Source organism: Paracerasibacillus soli (genome assembly GCF_042432965.1).
Classification (GTDB): domain Bacteria; phylum Bacillota; class Bacilli; order Bacillales; family Amphibacillaceae; genus Paracerasibacillus; species Paracerasibacillus soli.
The window spans coordinates 17,285-30,436 of sequence record NZ_JBHLWL010000062.1 but is presented as its reverse complement, the minus strand read 5'-3'; the positions used below and the strand labels follow the sequence as shown (position 1 = coordinate 30,436).

Below are 13,152 nucleotides of genomic sequence, written 5' to 3'. Positions count from 1 at the left end.
GTGTATTGAGTAATAATGTGAAAAAGTAAATTGCAAATGCTATGGAAGATGAATCTTAAACAATGTTTGTAGTAGAGGAGAAATTATTCTCCTCGGAAGTTCACGATACAGCAAAAGAACGAAAGGCGTTAAGGTATGGACAAAGATAATAGTCGGAATTTATAGGTTTACTTTACGGAGGAGTTTGACAAGTGCTTAGATCAAATTCAAGATTTCTATGCGAGTCAAGGAGAAGATGTGCTTGAATGGTGGGAGATAACATGATTGACGAAATGGATCATCTGTTATCTTCTTTTCCGTATGTAGGAGAATGGTTGAGGGGGGATCCTTCAAAGATTTCGTTTTTTTACATACGGAAAAACCCGACACTGAATGTTAAATTATCTTCTTTTCTATATGGCCTTTGAAGACGGAAAAGTTACGAGAAACAAACAAATATATAAATGGAGGTGCTAGCCATAAATGTTCCAATTTCCAAAGGGGAAGAGCTTAGAGCTATGGTTAGGGAAAATAAAAGGAAAGCGAGGCAATTTTAGATGGGACAAGGACAGAAAAATCCTAGTAATAAATTTATTATATTGGACTTGATTTTCTACGCAGCCTTTCCTTATGTTCTTTGGAAATTTGGTCGGAATCCTTTAGGAGATTATGCTGCAATGTTAATTTCCACGATTCCAGGATTTTTATATACTGTTTATCGATTTGTTAAAGAAAGGCAATTTAATATTGCAGGACTGTTTATCATATCGTCACTTTTCTTGGGGACAGTGGTAAATTTGTTATCTGGATCTGCGGAACTAATGCTATGGAACAGTGTATATCTTGGACTGTTCTATACTGTTATTCATATAATCGCTTTCGTTATACGCCGCCCGTTTGCTTTATATTTTGCAGTGGATTTCGCTCATATACAAGGATATGAACGTAAAAGCAGTAAGAAGTTATTTCACGAGAGAGGTATTTTTAAATGGTTCCAAATGATTCAACTGTTATTTATTGTTCGAGGTCTTTTTATGGCAGGATTGAAGGCATATTTGCTGAATAAATATGGTGTAGATGGCTATGACCAGATGTTAATTTATAGACAAATAGTAGGGTGGGTTTTTGGTGTACTGATTATGGGAATGTTTTTTTATACAAAAGTGCCAATACAAAACTTTATAAATTCACAATTGAATGAGTCTCAGGAGAGAAAAACATCTATACCAACTTAAATGTATGGAGACGAATGAAAGTAAAAAGATACTCTGGACACTAATAGAACAGATGGTATGGTAAGAGAAGCTATTTTTAAGAAAAAACATTTTTAAGGAAATAAATGGACTGATCCATATTATGATTCTATAATAGAGAAGGTTTTTTTAAAATACTTAATTGTGTTTACAATTAGTTATATTGTATAACAAATCTCTCAACTAATATTGGAGTTGAATTGTAAGAGGTGATAGTGTTTTCCTGAGTAACGGTGTTAGCCATTACAAATATGATATGCTATCCCTAAAAACTAAAAAGGAGAATGTAGATGTTAAATGTAGGAAGCCTATTACTTGGGATTGTTGCTTGGGTTATTCCCTTAATCGCAATGAAATACCCTCTTAAAAAATGTGTTAAATTTATCATTTTTAGTTTGAGTGCTTGTATCGCATCGTTGTGTTTGCAGTTATTTGAAATTCATACTAGAGTGCAGATAGAAGATTGGGCTGCGATTATGGATACTATTGGCACATTAATATGGGTTGCCACAATACTTGCGGTAATAACAATCATACTGAATATAATGTCATTCATTGTATGCACCAAAAGGGAAACGGAAATTCAGTAAACCTTCTGAATTACTCGGTATCATTTTTACTCTTAATTTATGAAAAGAACTTATTCATATACAACTTACTAGGCTGGGACAAAACCAATAGTTCTGACCCTCAACGACTATATGTAGTATAAAAAAGAGTTTTTACTATTTATAGTAGTTGGATGAAGGAGTCGGCCCTTTATGTCCCAGCCTTTTTCTGTTTTTTGTAGTACTTGGGTGTTTTTAGGTTTGTGCCATGTCTAGAAAAATAGTAAATGACAAAGGAGAAACATAATGGATATCGTAAAACAAAATAGTAATGCTTGGGATAAGAAGGCGGAGGAAGGAGTGGTCTATACAAAAGCAGTATCAAAAGAAATAATAGAAAAGGCTAAAAGTGGAGAATGGGATATTACGATAACAACAAATAAGCCAGTACCGAAAGCGTGGTTTCCCAAATCTTTAAAGGGATTAAAAGTGTTATGTCTAGCTTCTGGTGGTGGGCAGCAAGCGCCTGTTTTAGCTTCAACTGGGGCGCATGTAACAGTCGTAGATATTTCTAGCAAGCAATTAGAAAGAGATGAATTTGTAGCAAAAAGAGATGGGCTAAACATAAAAACTGTGCAGGCTAATATGTCAGACCTATCCCATTTTGAAGATGAAGAATTTGATATGATTGTTCATCCTGTAGCAAATTTATTTGTTAAAGATGTTAGACCGGTATGGCAAGAAGCAGCTAGAATACTAAAAAATAATGGAATATTAATTTCGGGTTTTACAAATCCACTTTTATTTATTTTTGATGAAGAAGAAGATAGAAAAGGTAATTTGGTTGTTAAAAATACGATTCCATCTTGCTCGCTAGACTACTTAACCGAAAAAGAAATAGCGGAATACTTAGAAGCGAATCATACTATTGAATTTGGTCATTCTTTAGAAGATCAAATTCAAGGGCAAATTGATGCTGGGTTTGTAATTACAGGATTTTATGAAGATGATTTTGGTGGAAATAGACCGTTAGATAAGTATATAAAAAGTTTTATTGCAACAAAGGCTATTAAAATGAAAAGAGTGTAAGAAGCAGTATGAAAAATAACAGGATCGGGAAAAATCAATACTTGATAGATTACCTTCCACTTTGATTAATTTAATAATAAAAGTGGAAGGTTTTGTTGTTAATATATTCACGTATTATTTTTCCCATAATCGCTGTAGTATTCACGGTTTATGGATTGATACAAAGAACTTTGTTTTTCATCCATATATGATACATTTTCTAACACGCATGATGTTTGTTACAGGAATCGATGAACTTAAACAAAAGAGCGAAAGAAAGGTTGGATATGTCTAGCTGTTTCCTAATGGTTACTATTTACTTTAGGGGGTCTGACCCCAGATGTCTAAAAAAATTCACATTTTTTCTTCATTACATCACAGTGACAAAGCATAATATGTTAATATAGCAATATACATCTTGTTCAAGAGGAAGGTTGCAATGAGATAAATGGAAATAGGAGTTGCCTAATTTTCATCGTATATGACCATAACTGCATAAAACATAGCATGACAGTGCGCTGTTTACATAGAAAAAATGCTAATTATGTTGTACATATAAGAGGATATTTGACTTTTTAACGATGGAAATTTCGTGAACATACTTTTTGCGTACTTTTGAACAAAGTCGGAAACACTTATAAACTGGAGAGTTGATATATATGTTTGAAAACGGTTACTGGAGAAATCGAGATATGAGGAATCATGTGAAAATAATAGATGGACTTGCGGCACCAACGTTAGTTTTACAGAAGGCAACATATTTAAATGTCTTTTTAAAACAATGGCTTACTGCAAATATTTGGATTGATAAAGAACGGATTGTTTATGTTGGTGACGAACTGCCTAAACAGGATAATGGTACGACGTATGTCGATTGTGAGGGGAAATATCTTGTACCTGGCTACATCGAACCTCACGCGCATCCATTTCAATTGTACAATCCGGAACAACTAGCTTATCACGCAGCTGCATCTGGCACGACGACATTGGTGAACGATAATTTAATGTGGCATTTTTTATTGGATAAAAAGAAAGCGTTTACTTTACTGGATGAGTTTGACAAACTACCGATTAGCATGTATTGGTGGGCGAGATTTGATTCCCAAACGACATTAAAAGATGAAGATGCTTATTTTAATACGAAAGATGTATTAAATTGGCTTTCTCATCCATCTGTTGTACAAGGAGGCGAATTGACAGCTTGGCCACAATTACTAGATGGAGACGATCGATTATTATACTGGATCCAAGAGGCGAATCGATTAAATAAGCCAGTTGAGGGACATTTTCCAGGTGCTTCAGAAAAGACGTTGACCAAGTTAAAACTATTAGGAGTTCATGCAGACCATGAATCTATGACCGGGAAAGATGTTATTACTAGACTACGCTTAGGCTATCAGGTAGGTTTACGCCATTCGTCTATCCGACCAGATTTACCACATATACTGGAAGAAATTATCGAAGCTAACATCACAAGTTTCGATCAAATAACGATGACAACAGATGGAGCGACACCTTCTTTCTATGAACGGGGATTAATGAATGTGTGCTTAGAAATAGCGATTGAAAAAGGTGTTCCACTAGAAGAGGCATACTGTATGGTCACGTATAATGTCGCGAAACATTTACGTCTTGAAGATCAAATCGGCAGTATTGCACCTGGTAGAATTGCACATATTAATATATTAGAAGCAAAAAATAGACCGACCCCAATAGGTGTATTAGCAAAAGGGGAGTGGATTGTAAAAGACGGCATAAATATGAAACAGGAAAGCAGAATGAATTGGACCGAGCATGGAGTGGCACCTTTACAATTAAACTGGGATTTAACGATGGAAGACTTACAATTTTCAACACCAATTGGTTTAAAAATGGTGAATGACGTCATAATGAAGCCGTATCCGATTCAAACGGATATTACATTGATGAGATTGCCAGATTATAATGAAGAGGCTTTTCTTATGCTCGTTGATCGATATGGAAAATGGCATGTCAACACATTAATTCATGGTTTTACACATTCCTTGGGGGCAATCGCAAGCTCCTACTCCAATACGGGTGATATCGTATTAATAGGGAAAAACAAACAAGATATTTTACTAGCTGGAAAGAGATTGAAAGAAATACAAGGTGGAATTGTTATCGTCCACGAAGGAGAAGTGTTATTAGAAATTCCACTACATATCGGTGGCGTGATGTATGAAGGGGAGATGGACACATTAATAAAATTGGAGAAAGAACTGCAATCTATCTTAACTAAATTTGGGTATCCATTTGCGGATCCTGTTTATACGATTTTATTTTTATCATCGACACATTTACCGTATATTCGAATCACACAAAAGGGAATTGTAGATGTCATGTCTAGAGAAGTCATGTTTCCAGCAACAATGCGCTAGCGATATGAGATGCTTGACAAATGGTATGACCAGTATATGATTATATCAATAGACAGCAAAATATATTATGTTTGACAATCAAGAGCTGGACATCAAGATACTTTTTTCCAGCTCTTTCTATTATCGTAGTAAGAGCATGTTAGCAAACTAAACGACAATCGAGATAAAGTAAGTAGGTTCTTGTATTTCTACGTATTAAGAACCTGTGAGAAATGGATTATATTTTAGGTGGAAATAGAATTAGCATGTATACTTATAGTATGGGGTGTTGCGTAAATGAAAAAGGTCACCATAGCACTTGTTCTCCTATTATTGCTTATAACAATGGGCTGTAAAAAGGACACGGCTAAGGAAAGAGAAGATGCAAGTAATGACCAAATGAAGCAAGAGGAAAAATCGAAGGAAAATCAAGATGGTCTAAAACATACATACCCATTTACAGGATTACAGACAACTAAATCAATTGATACGCGTCCTGTAGGGGTCATGATTAATAATCATGCGAAAGCTCGTCCACAATCAGGACTTGCACAGGCTGATATTACGTTTGAAATTTTGGCAGAAGGGAACATCACAAGATTTCTCTCTATTTTTCAAAGTGAGCAACCAAAGGTAGTTGGGCCAGTTCGTAGTGCGAGAGAATATTATTTTGAACTTGCTAAAGGTTACCACGCATTATATATTTATCACGGAGCAGCTAAATTTGTTGATCAAATGATAAAAGACCGTAGTATCGAACATTTAAATGGTGCTATTTATGATAATGATAAAGTTTTATTTAAACGAGAGAGTTTTCGAAAAGCGCCACATAATTCTTATTTGCAATATGAAGCTGTGGAAGATACGGCTGAAAAGTTAGGTTACACAATGAAGGATGATTTAAAGCCTTTACCATTTTTAAACGAAGAAGAGTCAGAACATATTTCTGGTGATGCATACAAAAAGGCTGAAATTGTTTACTATAAAAATCCTAAAACGACGGTTACATATGAATACGATGCAACAAAAGAAAAATATATTCGTTTTAGCGATGGTACAAAGACGATTGATATGGAAACGGAAAAGCCGGTTGAATTGGACAACGTATTTATATTGGAAACACCCCATCACATTATGGATGATGCAGGGAGACGAAAAATTGATATACAATCTGGTGGTCAAGCATATTTATTACAAAAAGGGAAAGTACAAAAATTGCAGTGGAAAAATGATGAAGGCTATATTTTACCAGTAAAAGATGGGAAACCAATTGGTTTTGTACCTGGGAAAACTTGGATTAATATTGTTCCAGACAATCCTGGTCTCAAAGAGGAAGTAACTTTATCAAATGAATCCATATAGAGAACGTTAAGGTTGGAACTCACAGACCAGAGCGGGAGGGGTATATCATGCAAATTGATCGTTTGAGAGGAAAAACATTAGATGAACTATTTGATGCCATCCTTTCTTTAAAAACAAGAGAGGAATGTTACCGTTTTTTTGATGATATTGCAACGATGGGAGAAATCCAATCTCTTTCACAACGCTTTCAAGTAGCCAAAATGCTGATGAATGGAAGCACGTATAGTAATATTGAAAAAGAAACGAATGCTTCAACTGCCACCATTTCACGCGTTCGCCGTTGTATTGATTATGGAAGCGATGGATACAAACTCGCGATTGAACGTATAGCAAAAGAAAATTAGTGTAACCGGCTATCCGCTAATCACTTGATAAGGTGGATAGTAGGTTTATTTAAAAAGATATAACTGAATATTACGTAATTGGAAATAGGGCGAATCTATACTACATACAGAGCGCTTTGGGGAGAAGGTGTGCTTCTAATTGGAAATAGAAATAAATGAACTAAAAAGGGTAATGAAAATTGTTTTGAAGAAACTTTTGTTTTATGGTTTGTTCATGCTGCTCGTATTCCTGCTTACGACACCTATTTTAAAAGGGATTTATTTTTTACTGTCAGCTAGTTCTATTACATTTACAACCCCGTTGATAGGTGCTGTGAAATATTTCAGTGCTATCTTTCTTCTTTTCTTCATCATTTGGAAAAAGGCAAAACTAACAACAAGTGGAAAGAAAATTATCCCTATCATCATGATAGTTTGTATCTTTGGTCTGCTCATTACAACGACATATGTTAATCGAACAAATGAAGCGGGAATTGTGCAACAAAATCTATTGAAATATAACAAGAAAAAATGGAGTGAAGTTGCTTATATCGAAACAAGGGCAACTACTTATAAGACGATAGATATTTTTGGCAAAAAGATAGAAATGAGACGTACGCATGGCTCAGGAATTCATAAAAGAGTAATACCGACTTTGGAGTACCGTATTTATTATAAAGACGGGAGCTCTGTGAATGTTTGGGATAAGACAGACTCTCTATATCAGCTACATCAGCTTGTGAAAAGCAAAGGTATAGAAGTGAAACATGGTGACGTTCATATCGCAGATACATTTCATATTCACATCAAGGGGGATGAAGCGAAAGTAAAAGAAATTCTCGGAATTACGGATAAAAATTAGCACATGACATGTATGGCTCTGCAAATGAATTTGATGATGAAAAAAGGCTTATATATAGGAGTTATTTACGCTCTATGCTAATGTGGAGCCAGCCTGTTATGCTGATTTCAAGTACTATTAGTTATCTTCTTTCGGCACTTGCTTGCTGAAGTATGTGCCTTTCTATATTCCACTATTTACCCCATAAAGGGAATATCCTTTAAAGGGAATATCCTTGCATGAAAACCTACAATTAATTACCAAAAATCATAATCTCACGCTTTCCAATTGAAAAATTACTTCATATCCCTCAAATCCTTATACGATTTTTGTTATAATAGGACAATGGAATATGTAAATGGAGGATTAAGGCGTGCACATTAATATAAATGAATGGAAACATCTTTTTAAACTAGACCCAGCAAAAGAAATTTCGGATGAACAACTGGAAATGATTTGCGAATCCGGAACAGATGCGATTATTGTTGGTGGAACAGATAATATTACATTAGATAATGTACTTGATTTATTATCAAGTATTCGGCGATATGAAGTGCCATGTATATTGGAAATCTCAGAAATGGATGCCATCACACCAGGATTTGATTATTATTTTATCCCGATGGTGCTTAATAGTCATGATAAAAAATGGGTGATGGATATACAGCACGAAGCAGTGAAAACCTTTAAAGATATTATGAATTGGGATGAGATATTCGTCGAAGGATACTGTATTTTAAATGAAGATGCGAAAGCTTTTCAAAAAACAAACTGTAAATTGCCTACGGAAGAAGATACAGTAGCCTACGCTTATATGGCTGAGCATATTTTTCAATTGCCGATATTTTATATGGAGTATAGTGGAACTTATGGTGATCCACAGCTTGTAAAAAAGGTGAAGAACGAGTTACAACAAACATTGCTCTTCTATGGCGGAGGAATTGAAACAGCTGAACAAGCAAAGGAAATGAAAGAACATGCAGATGTCATTATTGTAGGTAATAGTATTTATACAAATTTTAAAGAAGCGTTGAAAACAGTTGCGGCAGTAAAATAGAGTATGTCTTTTAGCTTCCTAAAAAAGACATGAAGTTGAGGTGGTATTTTCATGACACAAATAACAAAGCTTTTTAACGGATTAAATAAACAGCAACAAGAGGCTGTTAAACATACAGAAGGCCCTTTATTAATTATGGCAGGAGCAGGTAGTGGGAAAACACGAGTGCTTACCCATCGTATCGCTTATCTCATGGATGAAAAAGGTGTGTCGCCACGAAATATTTTGGCGATTACATTTACAAATAAAGCAGCACGTGAAATGCGAGATCGGGTTGCAAAATTAGTAGGACCAGATGGACAACATATGTGGGTGTCAACATTCCACTCCATGTGTGTACGGATTTTACGCCGTGATATTGATCGAATCGGTTATAATAGAAATTTTTCTATCTTGGATAGTAGTGATCAGTTATCCGTTGTCAAACAAGTATTGAAAAACTTAAATATTGACGTGAAAAAATTTGATCCACGGGCAATGCTAGGACAAATTAGTGCAGCAAAAAACGAACTTATTACAGTTGAGGCGTATCAAGAGCAGGCTGCTAATTTTTATGATCGCCAAGTAGGACGTGTTTATGAACAATATCAAAAGATTTTAAGGAAAAATCAATCATTAGATTTCGATGATTTGATTATGCAAACAATCCATTTATTTAAGCGAGTCCCGGAAGTATTGGAATATTATCAAAGAAGATTTCAATACATTCACGTAGATGAGTATCAGGATACAAACCATGCCCAATACTATTTAGTAAAACAACTTGCTAGTCGTTTTCAAAATTTATGCGTTGTAGGTGATTCAGATCAGTCGATTTATCGATGGCGTGGTGCTGATATTTCGAATATCTTATCGTTTGAAAAGGATTATCCAGCAGCAAGAACTATTTTATTAGAACAAAATTATCGTTCCACGAAGTTCATTTTACAAGCTGCAAATAAAGTAATAGAAAATAATCCAGGACGTAAACCGAAAAAATTATGGACTGAAAATATTGAAGGACAGAAGATATATTATTACCAAGGTGCGACAGAACAGGATGAAGCCTTCTTTATTACGGATAAGATTCAAGAATTAACCCGTGAAAATGACTTTTCTCCAAGCCAAATTGCCATATTATACCGCACAAATGCGCAATCACGTGCAATAGAAGATGCGTTTATGAAATCTGGAACAGCTTATCAAATGGTAGGCGGAACAAGGTTCTATGATCGAAAAGAAATAAAAGATATGATTGCTTATTTACGCTTAATTACTAACCCAGATGATGATATAAGCTTTGAACGGGTTGTAAATGAACCGAAACGAGGAATTGGTAAAACATCCATTGAACGCTTGCAAGCTTATGCGGCAGAACATGATTTGTCTTTATACGAAACGGTAAAAGAAGTCGACTTTACCGGTGTTTCGAAGCGTGCCGCAATTGCTTTAGATAAATTTGCAACATTAATTCGGAACTTACATCAACAACAGGAGTTTTTAACGGCAACAGATATGGTGGAACAAGTGTTAGAACGTACTGGATACGAAGAAATGTTAGAAAATGAGCGGACGATTGAAGCACAAAGTAGATTAGAAAACTTAGAAGAATTTAAGACCGTAACAAAAAACTTCGAGGAAAAAACAGAAGATAAAACATTAATCTCGTTTTTAACCGATTTAGCATTGATTGCGGATATAGATAATGTGGATGAAGAAGATCCCGACTTTGAGGAAAAAGTAGTCCTCATGACTTTACACTCAGCTAAAGGATTAGAATTCCCAGTTGTATTCCTTATTGGTATGGAAGAAAATGTATTTCCTCATAGTCGTTCGATGTTTGATGATGAAGAAATGGAAGAGGAACGCCGTCTTGCATATGTAGGAATTACCCGTGCAGAGCAACGCTTATTCTTAACACATGCCAAAATGCGCACATTGTACGGCCGTACAAATATGAACCCGATTAGTCGTTTTATAGATGAAATTCCCGAGGAGTTACTAGAAGGGAAGGAAGCTGTAGCGAGTCCATTTGGAAGTTCCGCATTTTTATCTAGCCATAAGCAAGCGAATCGTCAGCAAAAAGAGGTGCCGAAGCGCAAAGCAGTACGGATTGAACCACAAAAGACGACTGGAGCAGAAACTAAAACTTGGCAGCCGGGTGATAAGGCAAATCATAAAAAATGGGGTGTTGGCACCGTTGTTAAAGTCCAAGGTGAAGGGGATAATATGGAAGTAGATGTTGCTTTCCCAGCACCAATAGGCATCAAGCGATTATTAGCAAAATTTGCCCCGATTACAAAACAATAGGAGGTGCTTGTGGATGGATAAGCACCAAGCACAAAAGCAAATCACAACATTAAAAGAGATTTTACAAAAATACAGTTATGAATATTATGTACTCGACAAGCCAACTGTACCGGATGCGGAGTATGACCAAAAATTACAAGAATTATCAAAGTTAGAAGAACAGTTTCCAGAATTCATCACGCCTGATTCTCCAACACAGCGAGTGGGGGATCAGCCCCTTGATGCGTTTCAAAAAGTAGAACATCGTATTCCGATGCTTAGTTTAGGAAATGCATTTAGTGAACAAGACTTAAGAGATTTTGATAAACGGACTACCCAAGCATTGGGTGGGTCTGTTACATATATATGTGAATTAAAAATCGATGGACTGGCTGTTTCTTTAACGTACGAAAATGGTCACTTTAAACAAGGATCAACTCGTGGAGATGGCAGAATTGGGGAAGACATAACAGGGAATTTACGAACGATAAATAGCATCCCGTTGTCTATAAAAGAGCAACAAACAATTGAAGTACGTGGTGAAGCATTTATGCCACATAAATCTTTTCTAGCGTTAAATGAGCAAAGGGAAAAAGACGACCTGGAGGTATTTGCGAATCCGCGCAATGCTGCAGCAGGTTCCTTACGACAACTGGATCCTAAAATCGCAGCTTCCCGTAACTTGGACGTATTTTTGTATGGTGTAGGTGAATGGGAAGGGAAAGAACTAACATCCCACAGTGACCGATTATCATATATGAAAGAATTAGGTTTTAAAGTAAATCCAGAATGGAAAAAATGCGCTACAATAGATGAGGTTATTGATTACGTAACATATTGGACTGCCGAACGGCCACATTTACATTATGAAATCGACGGTATCGTCATTAAAGTAGATAATCTTGCACAACAAGAAACACTAGGGTATACCGCTAAAACTCCACGATGGGCAATCGCATTTAAATTTCCTGCTGAAGAAGTATTGACAACAATTCGTGATGTTGAATTAAGTGTAGGTCGTACTGGTGTCATTACACCTACCGCGATATTAGACCCCGTCCGTGTAGCAGGATCTACCGTGCAACGCGCAACATTACATAACGAAGACAATATTCGTGAAAAAGATGTCAGAATCGGAGACACGGTTGTATTAAGAAAAGCAGGAGATATCATTCCTGAAATTGTCCGAGTAATGACGGATCAACGTACAGGTGTTGAACAAGCATTTTTTATGCCAAAAGAATGTCCGGCATGTGGGAATGAATTAGTTCGCATCGAAGGCGAAGTAGCCTTACGCTGTATGAATCCAAACTGTCCCGCTCAATTACAAGAAGGACTGATTCACTTTGCATCTCGTGATGCGATGAATATAGAAGGACTTGGAGAAAAAGTAGTAGCACAACTATTTAGAGAACAATTAATCCAAACGATACCTGATGTATATCGTTTACAAAAAGAAGAATTACTAAAACTAGAGCGAATTGGCGAAAAGTCCGCGCAAAACCTGTTGAACGCGATTGAAGTATCCAAACAGAACTCCTTAGAAAAGTTAATATTCGGTTTAGGAATTCGCTTTATCGGTGTACGTGCAGCCCAAATACTTGCTGAAGCGTTTGAAACGATGGATGCATTACAACAAGCAAGCTATGATAAACTCATTGAAATCGATGAAATTGGCGACAAAATGGCAGATGCAGTTGTCCAGTACTTTGCTGAAGAAAAAGTGGAATTGATGATACAAGCATTAAAAGAGTTAGGTTTGAACATGACATACAAAGGACCAAAAAGAACAGAAAATGAGACAATTACTATTTTTACGGATAAAACATTCGTTTTAACAGGGAAATTAGAACAGTTTACACGTAAAGAGGCAAAAGAGCGTATTGAAGGATTAGGTGGAAATGTAACGGGAAGTGTCAGTAATAACACCGATGTTGTCGTTGCAGGAGAAGCTGCCGGCTCCAAGTATGACCAAGCAATTAAGCTAGGAATTACAATATGGGATGAGGAACAATTAAAACAATCGCTAGAAGAAGCGGAAGAAGTATAATTTATTGGGAAGCAAGGAGCGGGAC

The 13,152-nt window shown here is 36.1% G+C and carries 10 protein-coding genes; all 10 read left to right on the top strand.

Annotated elements, in window-relative coordinates; genetic code table 11:
• Positions 1–536 precede the first annotated feature (536 nt).
• Positions 537–1,214, top strand: a complete 678-nt coding sequence (locus ACFFIS_RS15620; RefSeq protein WP_320381463.1) for a VC0807 family protein — start codon at positions 537–539, stop codon at positions 1,212–1,214.
• A gap of 308 nt (positions 1,215–1,522) precedes the next feature.
• Complete coding sequence (locus ACFFIS_RS15615) at positions 1,523–1,822, top strand: hypothetical protein (RefSeq protein ID WP_320381464.1); 300 nt, start codon at positions 1,523–1,525, stop codon at positions 1,820–1,822.
• A gap of 264 nt (positions 1,823–2,086) precedes the next feature.
• Entirely contained in the window at positions 2,087–2,869 is a 783-nt protein-coding gene (locus ACFFIS_RS15610) for a class I SAM-dependent methyltransferase (protein ID WP_320381465.1), read from the top strand.
• Positions 2,870–3,507: 638 nt separating this feature from the next.
• Positions 3,508–5,247, top strand: coding sequence for an adenine deaminase C-terminal domain-containing protein (locus ACFFIS_RS15605; RefSeq protein ID WP_320381467.1), 1,740 nt, complete (start codon positions 3,508–3,510; stop codon positions 5,245–5,247).
• A gap of 276 nt (positions 5,248–5,523) precedes the next feature.
• Positions 5,524–6,588 carry a DUF3048 domain-containing protein gene (locus ACFFIS_RS15600; RefSeq protein WP_390188291.1) on the top strand — a complete coding sequence of 355 codons (1,065 nt, stop codon included), beginning with the start codon at positions 5,524–5,526 and terminating at the stop codon, positions 6,586–6,588.
• A gap of 47 nt (positions 6,589–6,635) precedes the next feature.
• Positions 6,636–6,932: a YerC/YecD family TrpR-related protein gene (locus ACFFIS_RS15595; RefSeq protein ID WP_390188290.1), complete on the top strand. Its 297-nt coding sequence runs from the start codon at positions 6,636–6,638 to the stop codon at positions 6,930–6,932.
• Between the two features lie 139 nt (positions 6,933–7,071).
• The gene (locus ACFFIS_RS15590) at positions 7,072–7,773 is read left to right on the top strand and encodes a hypothetical protein (RefSeq protein WP_320381469.1); all 702 of its coding nucleotides are present in this window, start codon (positions 7,072–7,074) and stop codon (positions 7,771–7,773) included.
• Between the two features lie 358 nt (positions 7,774–8,131).
• Positions 8,132–8,809: a heptaprenylglyceryl phosphate synthase gene (gene pcrB / locus ACFFIS_RS15585; protein WP_320381569.1), complete on the top strand. Its 678-nt coding sequence runs from the start codon at positions 8,132–8,134 to the stop codon at positions 8,807–8,809.
• 51 nt (positions 8,810–8,860) lie between these two features.
• Positions 8,861–11,098, top strand: coding sequence for a DNA helicase PcrA (gene pcrA / locus ACFFIS_RS15580; protein ID WP_390188288.1), 2,238 nt, complete (start codon positions 8,861–8,863; stop codon positions 11,096–11,098).
• A 13-nt stretch (positions 11,099–11,111) separates the two neighbouring features.
• Complete coding sequence (ligA, locus tag ACFFIS_RS15575) at positions 11,112–13,127, top strand: NAD-dependent DNA ligase LigA (RefSeq protein WP_390188287.1); 2,016 nt, start codon at positions 11,112–11,114, stop codon at positions 13,125–13,127.
• The last annotated feature ends 25 nt before the right edge of the window (positions 13,128–13,152 follow it).